This window comes from Pseudomonas quebecensis, from assembly GCF_026410085.1.
GTDB classification, from domain to species: Bacteria; Pseudomonadota; Gammaproteobacteria; order Pseudomonadales; family Pseudomonadaceae; genus Aquipseudomonas; species Aquipseudomonas quebecensis.
Genome location: NZ_CP112866.1, coordinates 4,819,944 through 4,839,094, shown reverse-complemented (window position 1 = coordinate 4,839,094; position 19,151 = coordinate 4,819,944). Strand labels below are relative to the sequence as shown.

Here is a 19,151-nt window from a genome sequence, read left to right as displayed (position 1 = left end):
TCAAGCTGCCTGTCTGGCCGTGACGAACGCCGCAAGGCTGGCCACGTTGGTGAAGTGATTGCGGGTGTCCTTGGCGTCGGCATCGATCTTGATGCCGTACGTTTTCTGGATCGCCAGGCCCAGTTCCAGGGCGTCTACCGAATCCAGGCCCAGGCCTTCGCCGAACAGGGTTTGATCGCTGCCGATGTCGTCGGCGCTGATGTCTTCCAGGCCCAGGGCCTCGATGATCAGCATCTTTATGTCGTGCTCAAGGCTACGTTGGTCGCTCATCTTCGGCGAGCTCCTTAGTGAAATAGTGATGCAGGTAATCGTTGAGCTTGCGTGAAGCCTGGGGCGCGGGCCCCAGAGTTGCGAACGCCTGTGGTTCTATATCGGCCCCGACCCGCAAACTGAAGTGCACGCGGCGTTTGGGGATGCGATACCAGGGTTCGGCCTTGGTCAGGGTGCTGGGGCTGACTTTGATCACGACGGGGGTGATGATTGTCGCACCTCGCAGGGCAATGGCGGCGCCCCCGCGATGAAAGGCCGGCGCAGCGCCGGGCGTGGTGCGGGTGCCTTCGGGGAAGATGATCAGGGTTTGCCCGCTTTGCAGGGCGCCGGCGGCGGCGTCGAGCATCTCGGCGCTGCCGTCGTTGCTGATATATCCGGCGTCGCGTACCGGCCCGCGGGTAAAGGGGTTCTGCCACAGGCTCTGCTTGACCACACAATTGGCCTGGCGTACCAGGCCGATCAGGAACACCACATCGATCAGCGAAGGGTGATTGGCAATGATCATCTGGCCGGGGCGACCAAGTTTTTCGGCGCCTTCGACGCTGTAGGTCAGCACGCCGGCGCGTTGCATCAGACCAATGAAGAACCAGAACAGCCAACTGATCATGTGCCGCGCACGACCTCGATGCCGGGCCGCGCTGCCCGGCAGGCAATTGAGCAGGGGAAACACCAGCAGGCGCAGGCACAGCCCGCCGACACCGAACAGCGCAAAACTGGCGGCCGTGGCGCACAGGCGCCAGTAGTAGGCGTCCCTTGGCTTGTCGGTCATGGCGTGCGTTGCCAATTCCATACGCGGTTCTTCCAGGCATGTTGGCACGCGCCCTGGTCGGTGAGCAGGGTGCGCAGCAGGTTCAGGGCGTGGGGCCACTGGGTTTGAGTGGCTTGGACAGTGCCGGTGGTGAGTTCCAGTTGCCACTCGTCGCCTGGGGTGAGCAGCAGGCCAAGCGCGTAGGGGAAGGGCACGTCATGGATCCAGCTGGCATAGGCGGCGGGCGGCTGCTCTTCGGTGATCACCAGCAACACCGCCGGTGCGCCTTCATTGAGCAACGCGGCGGCTTCGAGCAGGCCGTGTTCCAGGCCGTCGCCGGCGGCGGCGAGGGCGGTCATTTCGCTGGTTTCATTGCGCAGGATCGACCACAGGCCGATCACTGCGTTGTGCACCGACAGGCTGAACTGGGTCGGCGACAATGGCTGTTCGTGGGCCAGGTCGCTGAGGATGTCGAGGGTGCGCGGGGTTTCGCCGTGGCGCGACACAAATACCAGCGGCAGGTCCTGCAGGCCCTCGGCCAGCGGCCAACCCACACTGAAAGCCATGCGCGCCAGGCGGCTCAGGCGTCGGCGTTGAATGGCTGGCAGAAATGACACGTCGGGAGAGGCTTCGCTTTCGGGCAGCAACACCGGGGCCTTGCACCAGGCGTGCCAGTCGTCCGCACTCTCCAGGCCAGGAGCCCAGGCGCGCCATTGGGCGATGTTGAAGTTGATCACTGAGAAGTTATCCCGCCCCTGCGGGCTTCCATGTGCGGCATTTGGCCCCGAATACCGGGACAGGGAGCAAGCGCCGAATGGCGCGCATTATCCGGGTGCCGTGGGGTTCTAGCAAACATTGGTAAAAAAATGTTCAAGGTCGATTACAAAATCACGGGAAAGATTGACAGATTGTCCGTTACCCAAGCGCTGGTTGGATTGTCAGACCGTTCCGAATCATTCGTGTGTGTCATACGACTGCGTTCTGTCGATGCGGCACTGCATGGATGAACGAGGTAGCTAACAGGCGCTTTTGCCCTCTACACTCGGACATTCATTGATACACGGAGGTTTTTCCATGCGGCGTGTGGTGTTCAATCAGAAAGGCGGCGTGGGTAAATCCAGCATCGCCTGCAACCTGGCGGCGGTCAGCGCCAGCGAAGGCTATCGAACCCTGTTGGTGGACCTGGATGCACAAGCCAATTCAACCCAGTACCTCACCGGCTTGACCGGCGACGACATCCCCATGGGAATCGCCGATTTTTTCAAGCAGACCCTGTCTTCCGGGCCGTTTTCCAAGAAGAACAAGGTGGATATCTACGAAACGCCGTTCGACAACCTTCATGTGATCACCGCCACCGCCGAACTGGCAGACCTGCAACCCAAACTCGAAGCCAAACACAAGATCAACAAGTTGCGAAAGCTGCTGGATGAACTGGGCGAAGATTACGACCGGATTTACCTGGATACGCCCCCGGCATTGAATTTTTATGCGGTTTCGGCGCTGATTGCCGCTGATCGCGTGTTGATCCCCTTCGACTGTGACAGCTTCTCGCGCCAGGCCCTGTATGGTCTGCTGGCGGAAATCGAAGAATTGAAGGAAGACCACAACGAAGGGCTGGAAGTGGAAGGCATCGTGGTCAACCAGTTCCAGGCCCGCGCCAGCCTGCCGCAGCAGATGCTCGACGAGTTGATCGCCGAAGGCCTGCCGGTGCTGCCCGTGTACCTGGCCAGCTCCGTGCGCATGCGCGAATCGCACCAGGAAAGCCGGCCGCTGATCCACCTTGACCCACGGCACAAGCTGACCCAACAATTTGTGGAGCTGCATAACCTGCTGGAAGGCACCTGAGCTCAAGCGCCACACAGATCCAAGGCGGGAGGGGCTTGCCCCGATAGCGTATTGCCAGCTAACTCATTTGGAGCTGACCCTCCGCATCGGGGGCAAGCCCCTCCCACAGTGTCCAGCATTGTGTCGGTCCGGTTATATCCCCTGGCTACGCAACCAGCTCATTAATTGCGGCAGCGGGAACGCCCCGCTCTGGCGCGCCACTTCACGGCCGTTTTTGAACAGAATCAGACTGGGTATCGACCGAATCCCCAGTTGCGCCGACAACGGCTGGTTGGCTTCGCTGTCCAGCTTGGCCAGCCGGCACTTGCCTTCCAGCTGCCCGGCCGCCTGCTCAAACACCGGCGCAAACGACTTGCACGGCCCGCACCAGTCGGCCCACACATCCACCAATAGTGGCAGATCGCCCTTGATCTGACTGGCGTAGTCGCCTTGCTTCAACTCGAAAGGCTTGCTCAGTAGCACCGCTTGCTTGCAGCGCCCGCACTTGGGCGCATCACCCAGACGTTCGCCGGGGATGCGGTTGAGGCCGTTGCAATGGGGGCAAGGGATGACGAGAGGTTCGGACATGGTGGGCTCCTGGGATGGCCAATGGATTTTATTTGGCGCCGCCGCCGGTGTTTATCAAGGTAGCCAGCATGCGTCGACCTCTCGATTTCACGACGAACAACTGATCTCCAGATGCTTACCCCAATCCGGCGGCCGTTGCGCGTACTGTTCCATGCCGGGCTGCTCCTCAAACGGCTTGGAAAGCACCTCGTGCAGCCGCCGTACTTCGCTGTAGTCACCTGACTCGGCGGCGGTAATGGCGTTTTGCGCCAGGTAATTGCGCAGGATGTACAGCGGGTTTACCGCGTGCATCCGTCCACGACGCTGTTCTTCGCTGTAGTCCCCGTCCCGCGCTACACGGGCTTTATACAGTTCCGCCCAGGCATCGAACCCGGCCATGTCGACAAAATCATCGCGCAGCTTGGCCACCGCCAGCGCTGCCGATTCATCCCCCAGGCGGCGCCAGAACAGTGTGTAATCCACGCCGCTGTTCTGCATCAGCTTGAGCAACCGCTCGACCAGCTTCTGGTCGTCGTCCTCGGCGGTGGTCAGCCCCAATCGGCGGCGCATCAGGTCCAGGTAGTGGGCCTGGTAGTACGGCAGGTACAGGCCAAGCGCTTCCTTCAAGGCGTCCACGCTGATAAACGGCGTGAGCGCCTGGGCCAGCGCGCTGAGGTTCCACTGGCCAATCGGCACTTGGTTGCTGAAGGAATAGCGCCCTTCATGATCGGAATGGTTGCAGATGAAATGCGCGTCAAAATCATCCAGAAACGCAAACGGCCCGTAATCGAAAGTGATGCCCAGGATCGACATGTTGTCAGTGTTCATCACACCGTGGCAGAAACCATAGGCCTGCCATTTGGCGATCAGCTCGGCATTGCGTTCGACGATTTCGCGGAACATCGCCAGGTACGGCTCGGGCTGTTCGCGGCATTCGGGGTAGTGCAGGTTCAACACGTGTTCGGCCAGTTGCGCCTGCTGCTCGGGCTGCTTGGTGTAATAAAAATATTCGAAATGCCCGAAGCGGATGTGGCTGGGCGCCAGGCGCAGGACCATTGCGCCGCGCTCTTGCTTCTCGCGCCATACCGGCGTGTCGGAGCCGATCACGCACAGCGCGCGGCTGGTGGGAATGCCCAGGGCGTGCAGCGCTTCGGACGCCAGGAACTCGCGAATCGACGAGCGCAGGACCGCGCGGCCATCCCCCATGCGCGAGTAGGGTGTCATCCCCGCGCCCTTGAGGTGCAGGTCCCAGTGTTCGCCGGCTTCGTTGTACACCTCGCCCAACAGCAACCCACGGCCGTCGCCGAGTTGCGGCGTGTAGCCGCCGAACTGGTGCCCGGAATACACCATCGCCCGCGGTTCGGCTTCGGCCCACAGCTTGTGGCCACCGAACAGTTCGGCAAACACCGGCGTTGCCGCTACCGCCGGGTCGAGGTCGAGCAGGCCCATGGCCGCATTGCTTGCCGCCACCAGGCGTGGCTCGTCGAGGGGCTCGGGCAGAACGTGGGTTGAGAACGCGTCGCCCAAACGGGCGAAGCGGTTGTCGAAGGTCAGTTCATCGAGGGCTTTCACCGGCCATCTCCAGCAGAATGCCCCCGCATTTTGCTGGGGCTGGATGCGTTAGTCGAGTTTGCTCGGTGGCGGTTCAGGTGCATCCTGGACTTTTCCGGCGGGCGGCTCGGGTGCGTCCTGCTCCGGCGTCGAGGCGGCGATGGTCTTGCGCTCGTCCTCGACCGGCACCAGCTTATATTCCTGGCCGTGCATGTTCTTGAGGTACACCTCCATCTGCCGGAACGAGATGTTGATGTGCTGTTTCTTGAACTCACGGTTGATATAGCGGTTGACCTCGTCCAGTACCGGGTTGCGGTCGCCCAGGTCGCGCACGTGCATGCGCAGTTCGTGGTCCAGAGTGCTTTCGCCGAAGTTGAGGAAGTACACATGGGGTTCCGGATCTTTCAGAACCCGTGGGTTTTCCCTCGCGGCCTTGAGCAGCAGTTCCTTCACCAGGTCCAGGTCGGAGCCGTAGTCCACGCCCAGTTTCAGCGTGACGCGGGTGATGGTGTCGGTCAGCGACCAGTTGATCAGTTGCCCGGTGATAAACGTTTTGTTCGGGACAATGATGTCCTTGCGGTCGAAATCGGTGATGGTGGTGGCGCGGATGCGGATCTTGCTCACCGTGCCCGACAGGTTGCCGATGGTGATGGTGTCGCCGATGCGCACCGGGCGTTCGAACAGGATCATGATGCCGGAAATAAAGTTGGCAAAAATTTCCTGCATGCCGAAGCCCAGGCCCACCGACAGCGCGGCCACCAGCCATTGCAGCTTGTCCCAGCTCACGCCGAGGGTGGACAGGGTCGAAACAAAACCCACGCCGGCAATGATGTAGGACAGCAAGGTGGTGGTGGCGTAGGCGCTGCCCTGGGCCAGGTCCAGTTTGGACAGCACCAGCACTTCCAGCAGGCCGGGCAGGTTGCGCGCCAGGGCGAAGGTGATGCCAATGATGATCAGCGCGCCGAGCAAGTCGCCGATGCTGATGGGCACCATGCTGATATTCGCGCCGGTGCCGCTGGTGTATTCGTACAGGGTGACGTTGTCCAGGTAGGAAAATACCGAGATCAGGTCCGACCACACCCAGTACAGGGCCGCGATGAAGCCGCCGAGCAAGGCCAGGCGGATCAGGCGCATGGACTGTTCGTTGACCTGTTCGATGTCCAGGGTCGGTTCTTCGATCACCGCTTCGCCTTCGCCGGCTTCCTTGGCAGCCTGGCGTTTGGCCAGGGCACGCGAATAAGCCAGGCGCCGCGCCGCGACACCGAGGCCGCGCACAAAGGTGGCTTCGATCACCAGCCAGAGCATCAGCAGGTACAGGGTATTGATCAAACGGTCGCTGAGCTTGAGAGCGGTGTAGTAGTAGCCGAAGCACACCGCGATAAACAGCGCGACGGGCAGCGCGGTGAACAACAGGCCCACGGCTTTGCGAAACAGCGAGGCTTTTTCGTGGGTCGGGCTATAGAGCAGCAGGCGACCCAGCAGCCAGGCCATCAACGCGTAGCAGGTCAGCACCACGCCGATGCCCAGCACATCGTCGGCCAGCGCCGCCGGCTGGTGTTCGGCGATAGCTACCACCGCCACGAGTGCCAGCACCACCAACCCGAGCTTGCGCACCCAGCCTTGGAGGAATTCAACCTGGGGTTTTTCCCAGCGGAAGTGCAATTCGGCCACGCCGCCCGGCGCCAGAATCCGGTAAGCGGTGTAGAACACCAGCCACGCCTGGGCCAGCTGCAGCAGCGCCGAACCCAGGTTGGCGTTCTGCCCTCGGGCGTCGATCTGCAGCGCGTAGCCGCACAAGGCCAGGCCCAGGGACACCGGCATGGCCAGCAGAATGTTGATCAGGATGGCCTGCGGCGTGTGCCACTGGCTGTCGCGCTTGAAGTGGCCGATGTCCAGGTGCACCTTGTTCAGGCGCTGATACAGGGCCTTGCGGCGCCACAGCAGCGCGCCGATCAACAGCAGCAATGGCAGAAACAGCAGCGGGCGCTGGATCAGGCCGTCATACAATTCGCTGACGCTGGAGGCCCAGGGCAGGGTGGTGACTTGCTTGCTCAGGTGCGCCGGCACGGTTTCCAGCCACTCAGTGTCCAGCGGCTTGTTGCTGGGGATCCAGAACATCTGTTCGTCCAGCGTGGCGCGCAGGGTGGTGGCGGTGCTGAGCAGTTGTTTCTGGTTCAGTTGCAGGGTGATGGATTCGTTCAGCAGCGCGCTTAACTCGCGGCTCAGGCGTTCGAGCAGGTCGCTGCGGGTAATCGCCAGTTCCAGCAGGGTGCGCCGCAGTTGCGGGGTCACTTCGTCCGGTGGCTGATTGGTCAGCAGGTTGTCCACATAGGCACTGGGGGAGCTGATCAGCTCGCGCTGCTGGTTGACCTCGAACTGGTACAGACGAATGTTGGCGATATCGTCCGCCAGGTCGCGGTCCACCGTCAGACGCGGCAATGCCTGTTTTTGCTTATAAAGAATCTTGGAGAGCAGCAGGCTGCCCTTGAGCACGTTGATCTGCTCGTCCAGCGCCGAGTCGCTCTGGGTGACGGTGTCCAGCTGCTGCTTGGTCTGCAGGTTTTTCTGGGTCAGGTCGTTGAGGCGGTCGGTGCTTTTGAGCAGGTAGTCCGAGAGCTTCAGGTTGGCCGCGCTTTCGGTGGCCAGCAGGCTGCTGCCGCCGGCTTTCTGCGCTTCGATGGACTGCTGGGTAACGGTTTGCTGCGATTGGGCCAGGCGCTTCTGGTTGATCAGGGTTTGCAGGTCCTGGATTTCCTGCTCCAGGCGCGCGGTTTTTTCCTGGATCAGGTCGTGCTGGCTGTTGCCCAGGTCTTGCAATTGGCTGTTGCCGGCCAGTTCCTGGCGGCGCAACGGGATCAATGCGTTCAAGGCGGCGAGTTCAGCGTTCAGCTGGTTGCGCTGGTCGCCACTGAGGGCTTTGCCATTGTCCTTGCCGGTCTTGAGGATTGTATTGATCTGCTGGATGCGCGTCTGGCTGCTGCTGATTTCGGTCTGCGCCCGCTCGGGGCGGGTCTGGGCGGCGATGGTCAGGCTATTGGCGTCGGCCAGCTCTTTTTGCAGGTCGCCTTGCTGGGTGCTGCGCTGCACCAGCAGTTGTTCGAGCTGCGGCACCGGCAACGTGGCGTAGCGCTGGGCCACGGGCACGATTTTGGTGGCCTTGAGTCGGGCCAGCTCGCGCTGGTTATCGGCGGTCTCGCGTGGCGCGTTTTCCAGCTGGCGCTTGAGGTCGGCCAGGCGCTGCTCGTAATCCTGCTTGTTGCTCAGGTAAGTCAGCGTCTGCTGCAGGATCGCCTGCAACGCCTTCATGTCGGCGTCGGGCAGCTTGCGGTCGGGCAGTTTGTCCAGGGATTGCTGGATGGCGTCGGCGCTGGGAGGGTCGGCGGCGTAGACGCTGCCGACACAAAGAGTCAGGCCCAGCAGGGCAGTGGCGAGAAAAGTGCGCAGGATTGGCATAGAGACCGGTCGAGCAAGTGAAGAATCGGGGGCATTGTCGCCCCGCAGTTTAGAGGAAGAGCCCGGGGCCCGGGCGACTTCCTTCGGGGAATCTGACGCCGACTTTGCCGATCTTGTTCCCGTCCATGACCGCGACGGTCCAGATGGTGTTGTTCCACTCCACCTGGTCGCCCACCACCGGGGCGCCGCCGACTTTCTGGGTGATGAATCGGCTCAGCGGCATGTCCGGATCGATGCCGTCGAGTTTGAGGCCGTACAGCGCCGATACCGCACCCAGTTGGGCGTCGCCTTCGAGGACGAAGTCGCCGAAGAAGCGCAGGTCCAGGCCACGTTGCGGCGCCTGGCTGAACAGTTTGCCCAGGGCCGGCAGGTTGTGTTCGTGGCCGATGACACAGAGCAGATCGCCGACTTCCAGCACCGTACTACCCGACGGATGGAGCAGTTGTTGGCCACGAAACAGCGCAGCGATGCGCGTGCCTTCGGGCATTTTCAGCTCACGCAGGGCCGCGCCGATGCACCATTTTTCCGCGCCCAGGCGGTAGACGAACAACTCCCACTCGCTGGTGACGTGGACCTCGAGTGCCGCGCGGGAGATCGGCGCCGGGTCCGGCGGAACGGTGACCTTGAGCAGCTTGGCCACCCACGGCAGGCTCGTGCCCTGCACCAGCAGCGACACCAGCACGATAAAGAACGCCAGGTTGAAGTACAGCTGCGCATGGGGCAGGCCGGCCATCAGCGGGAACACCGCCAGGATGATCGGCACCGCGCCGCGCAGGCCGACCCAGGCGATGAAGGCTTTTTCGCGGCCGTGGAAGGCCTTGAACGGCAACAGGCCAACCATCACCGACAGCGGCCGCGCGAACAGGATCATCCACAGCGCCAGGCCCAGGGCCGGCAGGGCGATCGGCAGCAGGTCATGGGGCGTGACCAGCAGGCCCAGCACCAGGAACATGCCGATCTGCGCCAGCCAGGCCATGCCATCGAGCATATGCAAGATGCCATGCCGGCTGCGCACCGGGCGGTTACCGATGACGAGGCCGCAGAGGTACACGGCGAGGAAGCCGCTGCCGTGGAAGGCGTTGGTCAAGGCGAAAACGAACAGGCCGCCGGCGATCACCAGGATCGGATAGAGGCCGGTGGCCAGGTTGATACGATTGACCAATTGCAGCATCAGCCAACCGCCACCCAGGCCGACCAGGCCACCGATGCCGAATTCGCGCACCAAATGTGTCAGCAGGCTCCAGTGCAGGCCGGTCTGGCCGCTGGCGAGCATGTCGATCAGGGTGACGGTGAGGAACACCGCCATCGGGTCGTTGCTGCCGGATTCGATTTCCAGGCTGGCGCTGACCCGCTCATTCAGGCCCTTGCCGCCCAGCAGTGAGAACACCGCTGCGGCGTCCGTGGAACCGACAATCGCGCCGATCAGCAAGCCTTGGATAATGTTGAGGTTGAACAGCCAGGCCGCCGCCATGCCGGTAAGGCCGGTGGTGATCAACACCCCGACCGTGGCCAGCGATAAAGCCGGCCAGAGCGCCACGCGGAAACTCGCCACTCGGGTTCGCAGGCCGCCGTCGAGCAGGATCACGGCCAGTGCGAGGTTGCCCACCAGGTAGGCGGTCGGGTAGTTGTCGAAGATGATGCCGCCGCCGTCGACGCCGGCGACCATGCCCACGGCCAGGATGATCACCAGGATCGGGATGCCCAGGCGTGAAGAAAGAGAACTGACCAGAATGCTCGCACTTACCAGCAACGCGCCGATCAAGAACAGGCTGTTGATGGTCGTCGCATTCAAAGGCAGTACTCCATAAGCAGATACATAAGACGAGGCGCAAACTGACCATGCAGTCTGCGTGCCAGGGATTCTAACCTGTTGAATTGCCGCCCTGTCAAAAAGCTTTTGTGATTCACCTGGATCCAAATGGGGGAGGGGCAAGCCTCTCCCAGATTTTTCAAGCCCGTGCAGGCAGTTATAGGCGGAAGCGGCCTACCATCCCATTCAGGTCTACCGCCAGGCGTGACAATTCGCTGCTCGCGGCGCTGGTCTGGCTGGCGCCCGTAGCCGATTGCACCGACAAATCACGAATATTCACCAGGTTGCGATCCACTTCTCGCGCCACCTGCGCCTGCTCTTCCGCCGCGCTGGCGATCACCAGGTTACGTTCGTTGATCTCGACGATTGCGCTGTTGATAGTCTCCAGGGACATCCCTGCGCCTTTGGCGATGTTCAGCGTCGATTCCGCGCGCTCGGTGCTGTTGCGCATCGAGTTCACCGCGTGTTCGGTGCCGGCCTGGATGCTGCCGATCATCCGCTCGATTTCGCTGGTGGACTGCTGCGTGCGATGGGCCAGGGCGCGGACTTCGTCGGCGACCACCGCAAATCCACGCCCGGCTTCACCGGCACGAGCCGCTTCGATGGCGGCGTTCAGGGCCAGCAGGTTGGTCTGGTCGGCCAGGCCGCGAATCACGTCCAGCACTTTGCCGATGTCCCGCGACTCAGTGGCCAGGTCACCGATCAAGGTGGCGGTGGCCTGCACGTCGCCGCTCATGCGCTCGATGGCGCTGACGGTCTCCTGCACCAGATCGCGGCCGTCGCCGGCTGAAGCGGTGGCATTGCGTGAGGCTTCGGACGTGCTCACGGCATTGCGCGCGACTTCTTCGACGGCGCTGGTCATCTCGTTGACCGCCGTGGCGGCCTGTTCGATTTCGTTGTTCTGTCGGGTCAGGCCGCGCGCGCTTTCGTCGGTGACTGCGTTCAGTTCTTCCGCCGCCGAGGCCAACTGAGTGGCCGAGCCGGCGATACGCTGCAGGGTGTCGCGCAATTTGGTCTGCATCTTCGCCATGGCGGCGAGCAGGCGACCGGCTTCGTCGTTGCCTTCGACCTGGACCGGCTGCGTCAGGTTACCCTCGGCGATGGTCTCGGCGGCGCTCAATGCCTGGGAAATCGGCAGCGTGATGCTGCGGGTCAATAGCCAGGCGAACAGCATCGTCAACGCGGTGGCGAGCACCAGCAGGCCCACCACCAGGTCAAAGGCCAGGGTGTATTGATCCTTGGCTTCCTGATTGGTCGCCAGCGCCATGCTGTTGTTGATATCCAGCAGGCGTGTCAGCACTGCGTTGACCTGCTCCGAGTTACTCAACAGCTCGGTGTTGAGCAGGGTCCGCAGCTGATCCATCTGATTGGCCTGGGACAGGCTCTTCATGCGCGCTTCGATCTGGTGGTACTGGCCGAGCAGCCGCACGTACTCATCGTAGGCAGCGCGCTCCTCGCGGCTTTCAATCAGCTTTTCGTAGGTAGCCTGGGCGGTGCGGATCTGTTGGTTGCGCAGTTCGAACGCTTCCAGGGTTTTTTGCTGCACGTCCGGTTCGCGATTGGTCAGCAGGCGGTACGACAGTACCCGCAGGCGCAGGGTCAGTTGGGTGAATTCATCCAGTGCGCGGATGCTCGGCACACTGGACAGGGTGATGTCTTGCGCGGCGGCTCGGATCTTACTCATCTGGTTCAGGGCAAACACACCGAGAAACAACATCAGTGCACCAATCAACGCGAAACCGAGGAAAGCCCTCGGCGCGATATTCATATTACGAAGCGACATGCTGAAATCCTGAAGGGGGAAAAGCGCGATCCGTGCGGCCGTGAGACGGGATGTGCATGGCTATCGGTCGTAAGACTAAAGTCTAAAGGGTGCTGTGCGTTTTTGTCGCACCTGACGAGGGGTTGGACGGATTCAGGAACCAGATGGGGGAAATGCAGTCACTAAGGCTCGAAAGCGTGGCCTGCCCCTTGAAAAACCGGGCTGCGCGCCGGGATAAGCCTGGCATCCGAGGTGAATTTTCTTTATCGTCACCGCCCTTTTAAAAAGCTCGAGAAATCAAAATGTTAGAAGCATCCCTCAGCCAACTGGAACAACTGGTCAGCGACTTGGTACAGCAAAACCAGGACTTGCTGGGCAGCAATGAAGCCCTTAAGGCAGAACTCGCTCGTGCCAAGGATGAAAACGACAGCCTGCAACTGAACCTGATGGAACAGGAAGAAAAGCACGGTGCTACCGCTGCCCGTATCCAAGCGCTGGTTGAGCGCGTGAGCGCAGGTCCTGTGAGCGCATGAATGAAGGGATAAAGGTCGTTTCGATCCTCGGCGAGGATTACTCGATCAAGGCGCCGGCCGGGGAAGACACGACCCTGATGCACGCCGTGACCATGCTCAAGGCCTCCCTGGCCACCACCAAGAAGAAGTATCCGACGTTGATCGGTGACAAATTACTGGTGCTGGCGGCGCTGAATCTATGCGCCGAGCAGATCGAAATGCAGCAGGCCCATCAACAGGAACTCGACCGTTACCAAGAGCAAGTCAGCGCCACGGTCGAGGTGATTTCCAAGGCGATCCAGCCTTAGAACCACTCATCCTGCATCGCGAGGCACGTATCGTCCCGTGCCTCCAGAATCGCCAGTTCATGATGGCAGCTCGGTACTTCCCAGGTCAGGAAGTACCGGGCAGCCTGGAGCTTGCCTTTATAAAACGCAGCGTCCGCTGCATTGCCCTTGGCCAGTCCTTCCTCGGCGCGAATCGCCTGTTCCAGCCAGCGCCAGCCAATCACCGTGTGCCCGAACACCTTCAGGTACAGCGCCGAGTTCGCCAGGCTGCTGTTGACCTTGCCTTGCGCGAGGTCCGTCAACAGGCCGAGTGTGACGCTTTGCAGTCTGTTGAGCAGGTGCTCCAGCGGTTCACGCAATGCGGTGAGTGACGGGTACTGCTGGGCGCGCGCGCCGGTGTCAGCGATCAGGCGGATCAGTTGCTTGAGCCCCGCGCCGCCGTTCTGCGCCAGCTTGCGACCCAGCAAGTCCAGGGACTGGATGCCATGGGTGCCTTCATGGATCGGATTGAGGCGGTTATCACGGTAGTACTGCTCCACCGGGTATTCGCGGGTGTAGCCGTGGCCGCCGAGAATCTGGATCGCCAGCTCGTTGGCCTTGAGGCAGAACTCCGACGGCCAGGATTTAACGATGGGGGTGAGCAGGTCCAGCAATTCGTGGGCCTGCTTGCGCTCTGCCTCGCTGACCAGCGTAGTGGTGTCGTCGAACAGGCGCGCCGCATACAGGCCCAGATCGAAGGCACCTTCCACGTAGGCTTTTTGCGTCAGCAGCATGCGCTTGATGTCCGCGTGCTGGATGATCGAGACCGGTGCGGTCGTGGGGTCCTTACTGTCCGGCAAGCGGCCTTGCGGGCGTTCGCGGGCGTATTCCAGCGAGTACAGGTAACCGGCGTAGCCGAGCATCACCGCGCCCATGCCCACGCCAATACGCGCCTCGTTCATCATCTGGAACATGCAGCTCAGGCCCTGGTGCGGCTTGCCTACCAGGTAGCCCACGCAGTTGCCGTTGTCACCGAAATTCAGCGCTGTGGACGTGGTGCCACGCCAGCCCATCTTGTGAAACAGCCCTGCCAGCAGCACGTCGTTGCGTGCGCCCAGGCTGCCGTCGTTGTTGACCAGGAATTTAGGCACGATAAACAGCGAAATGCCCTTCACCCCAGGCGGCGCATCCGGCAACTTGGCCAGCACCATGTGCACGATGTTTTCCGACAAGGGGTGATCACCGCCGGAAATAAAGATCTTGTTGCCTTTGAGGCGATAGGTGCCGTCATCCGCAGGTTCTGCGCGTGTACGAATATCCGACAACGACGAGCCGGCATGGGGCTCGGTCAACGCCATGGTGCCGAAGAAGCGTCCTTCGATCATCGGCTGCAGGAAGCGCTGTTTCTGCTCCTCGGTGCCGAAGCTTTCAATCAGGTTGGCCGCGCCCATGGTCAGGAACGGGTACGAGGTGGACGCCGCGTTGGCCGATTGGAAGTGCGCGAAGCAGGCTTGGGACAGCAGGGTCGGCAACTGCATGCCGCCAGCCTCGAAACTGCGCGCGGCATTGAGAAAGCCAGCCTCCAGAAACGCGTCCACGGCCGGCTTGACCTCCGGGATGAGGATGGCCTTGCCGTCTTCATAGCGCGGTTCGTTTTCGTCGTTTTTGCGGTTATGGGGCGCGAAATACTTTTCGGCGATGCTGCGTGCGGTGCTGATGGCCGCATCGAAGGTTTCACGGTTGTGCTCGGCAAACCGCTCGCGCTGGGTCAGGCCCTCGGCATCGAGGACTTCGTACAGCTCGAAAGCCAGATTGCGGGAACTGAGCAGCGTCTCGGACATGGCGGATTACCTTTGTAGGAATTGGCCTGAGTCTAAGGGCGCGAATTAAGGGTGAATAGCAAGATTGATCTAAGTGATGGAACGGCAAAACACAGATGATCATTTGCAATGCAGTCGAATGTGGGAGGGGGGGGCCCCTCCCACATTGTCCAGCTGTATTTCTTTCAGGGTTAGCCGATGGTCATCAGGCTGGCGTTACCGCCCGCCGCAGCGGTGTTGACGCTCAATGCCCGCTCGATCACCAGGCGCTCCAACGCAATGGAGGTCTCGCCCTGGGACAACCCATGCACCCCGACAATCGCCCCGCCACGCTGTGCCACTTGCTGGCATACCGCGCGCAATTGATCGGAGTCGCCGTGGTGCAGAACGGCGTCGAACACCACGCCGTCCTTGGTCCAATCGGCTACGCGCTTGATCTTCGCCTGAATATCCTTCGGCAGGCGTGGGAACAAGGCTTTGGTCAGGTCGGTTTCCGGCCATACCGCCGAGCCACCCACCGCCAATACCGCTGCCAATTGAGTCAACAGGTCGCCTTCCACGTCTGCCAGGCACAGAGCGTGCTCGCGAGGGAGGATGGCGTAGCTGTTGCGTTCACCGGTCGGGCCGGCCAGTTGGCGGGTGATACCGCTTTGCGATTGCGCGGCGAATTGAGTGCACAGGGCGCTCAGTTCGCTGAACTTATTGCTGTCTGCCCAGCTTTTCAGGGCGGTCAGCGGTTGGCTCATGGCGTCGCGCAGGCGCATGTCCGGTGCGGCCACTTTGTCGGCGCGAACGAAGGATTGCTCGATCGCATCGGTAGGACGAGTCGACAGCAAACGGTACAGGTACAGCGGACCACCGGCTTTCGGGCCGGTGCCCGACAGGCCTTCGCCGCCGAACGGCTGCACGCCGACCACGGCACCTACGATGTTGCGGTTAACGTAGACGTTACCGGCATGAACGTTGTCGATCACTTTGGCGATGGTTTCGTCGATACGCGTGTGCACGCCCAGGGTCAGGCCATAGCCGGACGCGTTGATCTGACCGATCAACTGGTCGATCTCTTTGCGCTTGTAGCGCACTACGTGCAGCACCGGGCCGAAGATCTCGCGCTGCAGTTCGTCGAAGCTTTCCAGTTCGATCAGGGTTGGCATCACGAAGGTGCCGCGCTTGATTTCTTCGCCGTCGGCAATCGCCACCTGGTACACAGTGCGGCCTTTATCGCGCATGGCCTGGATGTGTTTCTCGATGCCGGCCTTGGCTTCGGCGTCGATCACCGGGCCGATGTCCACCGACAGGCGCTCCGGGTTGCCGAGGCGACATTCGGCCATGGCGCCCTTGAGCATTTCGATGACGCGGTCCGCTGAATCTTCCTGCAGGCACAACACGCGCAGGGCCGAGCAACGCTGGCCGGCGCTGTCGAAGGCCGACGACACCACGTCGATGACCACTTGTTCGGTCAGCGCAGAGGAGTCGACGATCATCGCGTTCTGGCCGCCGGTTTCGGCGATCAACGGGATCGGACGGCCCTGGGCATCCAGGCGACCGGCCACATTGCGTTGCAGCAGGCGCGCCACTTCGGTGGAACCGGTGAACATCACGCCTTTGACGCGATCGTCACCCACCAGACGCGCGCCGACGGTTTCGCCCTGGCCCGGCAGCAGTTGCAGCACGCCTTCCGGGATACCGGCCTCCAGCAGGAGGCGCACAGCCTGGGCCGCCACCAGCGGGGTTTGCTCGGCAGGCTTGGCGAGCACCGGGTTACCGGCAGCCAGCGCTGCGGCGACCTGGCCACTGAAAATTGCCAGCGGGAAGTTCCATGGGCTGATACATACCACCGGGCCCAGCGGGCGGTGGGCGTCGTTGGTAAAGTCGTTGCGCGCCTGCACCGCGTAGTAGCGCAGGAAATCCACGGCCTCGCGCACTTCGGCGATGGCGTTGGCAAAGGTCTTGCCGGCTTCGCGGGCCAGCAGGCCCATCAGCGGCTGGATCTCGCCTTCCATCAGGTCGGCGGCGCGTTCCAGGATGGCGGCGCGCTCTGCCGGCGGGGTGGCCTGCCAGATCGGACCGGCGTTGATCGCGCATTGGATGGCGTTGTCGACGTCTTCGACGGTGGCTTCCTGTACCTGGCCGACCACATCGCGCAGGTCGGACGGGTTCAACACCGCTGTCGGCGCTTGCTCGCTGGAGGCGCAACCGAGCATCGGTGCGGCTTTCCAGTTGTTGTGGGCGGTGGCCAGCAGGGCGCAGGACAGCGATGCCAGGCGGTGTTCGTTGGCCAGGTCGATACCGGCCGAGTTGGCACGGTCGCTGCCATACAGGTCACGCGGCAGCGGAATGCGCGGGTGCGGCAGGCCGAAGCCGCCTTCCACGGTGGCCATCTGCTCGATGCTGGCCACCGGGTCGGCCACCAGCTCCTGGATCGAAATCGACTGGTCGGCGATGCGGTTGACGAACGAGGTGTTGGCGCCGTTTTCAAGCAGGCGACGCACCAGGTAAGCCAGCAGTGTTTCGTGAGTGCCGACCGGGGCGTACACGCGGCACGGACGGTTCAGCTTGCCGTCGGCCACTTTGCCTACCACCTGCTCGTACAGCGGTTCGCCCATGCCGTGCAGGCACTGGAACTCGTACTGGCCGGGGTAATAGTTCTGACCGGCAATATGGTAAATGGCCGACAAGGTGTGGGCGTTGTGCGTAGCGAACTGCGGATAGATGACTTCCGGCACCGACAGCAGTTTGCGCGCGCAGGCAATGTAGGAAACGTCGGTGTATACCTTGCGCGTGTACACCGGATAGCCTTCCAGGCCTTCGACCTGGGCGCGCTTGATCTCGCTGTCCCAGTACGCGCCTTTCACCAGGCGGATCATCAGGCGATGGCGGCTGCGGCGCGCCAGGTCGATGACGTAGTCGATCACGTATGGGCAACGCTTCTGGTAAGCCTGGATTACGAAACCGATGCCGTTCCAGCCGGTCAGTTGCGGCTCGAAGCACAGGCGCTCCAGCAGATCCAGTGACAGCTCCAGGCGGTCGGCTTCTTCGGCGTCGATGTTCAAGCCGATGTCGTATTGCTTGGCCAGCAGGGTCAGGGACAGCAGGCGCGGGTACAGCTCATCCATCACGCGCTCGTATTGCGCACGGCTGTAGCGCGGGTGCAGCGCCGACAGCTTGATGGAGATACCGGGGCCTTCATAAATCCCACGGCCGTGGGAGGCTTTACCGATGGAGTGAATAGCTTGCTCGTACGAGGCCAGGTACTTCTGGGCGTCGTGTTCGGTCAGGGCGGCTTCACCGAGCATGTCGTAGGAGTAACGGAAGCCCTTGGCTTCGAACTTGCTCGCGTTGGCCAACGCTTCGGCGATGGTTTCGCCGGTCACGAACTGCTCGCCCATCAAGCGCATGGCCATGTCGACGCCCTTGCGGATCATCGGTTCGCCGCTCTTGCCGATGATGCGGCTCAGGGATGAGGTGAGGCCGGCTTCGTTATGGGTGGCGACCAGCTTGCCAGTCAGCAACAGGCCCCAGGTGGCGGCGTTGACGAACAGCGACGGGCTGTTGCCCAGGTGCGGCTGCCAGTTGCCGGTGCTGATCTTGTCGCGGATCAGTGCGTCGCGGGTGCCCTTGTCCGGAATGCGCAGCAGCGCTTCGGCCAGGCACATCAGCGCCACGCCCTCCTGGGACGACAGGGAAAATTCCTGCAGCAGGCCCTGAACAATCCCGGCACGGCCGCCGGCACTCTTCTGATTGCGCAGTTTCTCGGCAATGGTGGCAGCCAGTTTATTGGTGGCCTCGGCCATTGGCGCCGGGAGGCGGGCCTGCTCGATCAGCATCGGCACCACTTCCGGCTCAGGGCGGCGGTAAGCGGCGGTGATCGAGGCACGCAATACGGACTGCGGCAGGATGCTTTCGGCAAACTCGAGGAAGCACTGGTGGGCGTGGTCGGTTTGGATGTCGCCTGCGTCGTCGGCGTCCTTGGTGCCCGAGCCGTTGAGTTCGGTCAGGGTTGCACCACCCTCGAGTTTCTCCAGGTAATTGAAAATCGCCTGCTTGATCAGCCAGTGCGGCGTGCGATCAATGGAGGTCGCGGCCGCCTTCAAGCGTTCGCGGGTCGGGTCGTCGAGTTTGACCCCAAGGGTGGTCGTCGCCATTTTCTTATCCTCATGGGTGCCACTACCGCGTGGCATTAGCTGGCGGCAAGATTAGCTTTGCCCATCAAGAGGTGCAACCGGGTGCAACCCTTTTTATTTGTGAAATGTGAGTGGCTTCGTCGGAAATAATTTGGCGGCTGCACAATCCGCTGTCTCTTGGTGCATTTACTTCTGAGATCGGCGCTCCTTGCTCCGAAAAGGAGCAAAAACGAGGCCTTTTCTGCAAATTGCGTCAGGGTGCAACTTATTCTCGAGAAACTGGTTGCACCTTATTTGCTTTGTTGAATAGCATTCGCGGCCAAGGTGCAACCAGCTTACGGGCTCGGTTCATCGGCTGGCGGCTTTCCTGGGGAAACGCCAGTCATAAATGCGCGGCGTGCAGGTTCGTCCAGCCCTTAAACGGGAGGCGTCTGACAGGTCGCC

The 19,151-nt window shown here is 61.8% G+C and carries 13 protein-coding genes and 1 pseudogene; 3 read left to right on the top strand and 11 right to left on the bottom strand.

What is annotated here, in order from left to right; genetic code table 11:
• From OSC50_RS22515 to OSC50_RS22505, 3 genes are read right to left on the bottom strand one after another with little or no spacing between them, the layout of a single operon-like run.
• The gene (locus tag OSC50_RS22515; protein WP_253510088.1) at positions 1-270 is read right to left on the bottom strand and encodes a phosphopantetheine-binding protein; all 270 of its coding nucleotides are present in this window, start codon (positions 268-270) and stop codon (positions 1-3) included.
• Positions 254-1,060, bottom strand: a complete 807-nt coding sequence (locus OSC50_RS22510) for a lysophospholipid acyltransferase family protein (RefSeq protein ID WP_266245583.1) — start codon at positions 1,058-1,060, stop codon at positions 254-256. The genes OSC50_RS22515 and OSC50_RS22510 overlap by 17 nt, the downstream gene beginning before the upstream one ends.
• Positions 1,036-1,755 carry a beta-ketoacyl synthase chain length factor gene (locus OSC50_RS22505; RefSeq protein WP_253510092.1) on the bottom strand — a complete coding sequence of 240 codons (720 nt, stop codon included), beginning with the start codon at positions 1,753-1,755 and terminating at the stop codon, positions 1,036-1,038. Before OSC50_RS22505 ends, OSC50_RS22510 begins: the two co-directional genes overlap by 25 nt.
• 337 nt (positions 1,756-2,092) lie before the next feature.
• Between OSC50_RS22505 and OSC50_RS22500 the strand changes: the two genes are divergently transcribed.
• Complete coding sequence (locus OSC50_RS22500; protein ID WP_181080377.1) at positions 2,093-2,863, top strand: ParA family protein; 771 nt, start codon at positions 2,093-2,095, stop codon at positions 2,861-2,863.
• A 132-nt stretch (positions 2,864-2,995) separates the two neighbouring features.
• On the opposite strand, the gene trxC is transcribed toward OSC50_RS22500, so the two are convergent.
• The 6 genes and pseudogenes from trxC to OSC50_RS26305 form a co-directional block, all read right to left on the bottom strand.
• The gene (gene trxC, locus OSC50_RS22495) at positions 2,996-3,430 is read right to left on the bottom strand and encodes a thioredoxin TrxC (protein ID WP_181080378.1); all 435 of its coding nucleotides are present in this window, start codon (positions 3,428-3,430) and stop codon (positions 2,996-2,998) included.
• A gap of 87 nt (positions 3,431-3,517) precedes the next feature.
• Positions 3,518-4,981 carry a protein adenylyltransferase SelO gene (gene selO, locus OSC50_RS22490; protein ID WP_266245585.1) on the bottom strand — a complete coding sequence of 488 codons (1,464 nt, stop codon included), beginning with the start codon at positions 4,979-4,981 and terminating at the stop codon, positions 3,518-3,520.
• A 48-nt stretch (positions 4,982-5,029) separates the two neighbouring features.
• Complete coding sequence (mscK, locus tag OSC50_RS22485; protein WP_181080380.1) at positions 5,030-8,413, bottom strand: mechanosensitive channel MscK; 3,384 nt, start codon at positions 8,411-8,413, stop codon at positions 5,030-5,032.
• 49 nt (positions 8,414-8,462) lie between these two features.
• On the bottom strand, positions 8,463-10,205 hold the full coding sequence (locus OSC50_RS22480) for a potassium/proton antiporter (protein WP_181080381.1): 1,743 nt from the start codon (positions 10,203-10,205) through the stop codon (positions 8,463-8,465).
• Between the two features lie 175 nt (positions 10,206-10,380).
• Entirely contained in the window at positions 10,381-11,244 is an 864-nt protein-coding gene (locus tag OSC50_RS26310; protein ID WP_400814952.1) for a methyl-accepting chemotaxis protein, read from the bottom strand.
• Positions 11,236-11,991, bottom strand: a pseudogene (locus tag OSC50_RS26305) (MCP four helix bundle domain-containing protein); the annotation flags it as partial. The gene OSC50_RS26310 and the pseudogene OSC50_RS26305, both read right to left, overlap by 9 nt.
• Positions 11,992-12,287: 296 nt before the next feature.
• Here OSC50_RS26305 and OSC50_RS22470 point away from each other — a divergent pair.
• The gene (locus OSC50_RS22470) at positions 12,288-12,518 is read left to right on the top strand and encodes a hypothetical protein (RefSeq protein WP_024073014.1); all 231 of its coding nucleotides are present in this window, start codon (positions 12,288-12,290) and stop codon (positions 12,516-12,518) included.
• A complete protein-coding gene (locus OSC50_RS22465; RefSeq protein WP_181080383.1) occupies positions 12,515-12,805 on the top strand; it encodes a cell division protein ZapA in 291 nt (96 codons plus the stop codon). The genes OSC50_RS22470 and OSC50_RS22465 overlap by 4 nt, the downstream gene beginning before the upstream one ends.
• Here OSC50_RS22465 and OSC50_RS22460 read toward each other — a convergent pair.
• On the bottom strand, positions 12,802-14,604 hold the full coding sequence (locus OSC50_RS22460; protein WP_266245590.1) for an acyl-CoA dehydrogenase: 1,803 nt from the start codon (positions 14,602-14,604) through the stop codon (positions 12,802-12,804). The genes OSC50_RS22465 and OSC50_RS22460 overlap by 4 nt on opposite strands.
• A 170-nt stretch (positions 14,605-14,774) precedes the next feature.
• The gene (gene putA / locus OSC50_RS22455; RefSeq protein WP_266245592.1) at positions 14,775-18,728 is read right to left on the bottom strand and encodes a trifunctional transcriptional regulator/proline dehydrogenase/L-glutamate gamma-semialdehyde dehydrogenase; all 3,954 of its coding nucleotides are present in this window, start codon (positions 18,726-18,728) and stop codon (positions 14,775-14,777) included.
• Positions 18,729-19,151: the final 423 nt, after the last annotated feature.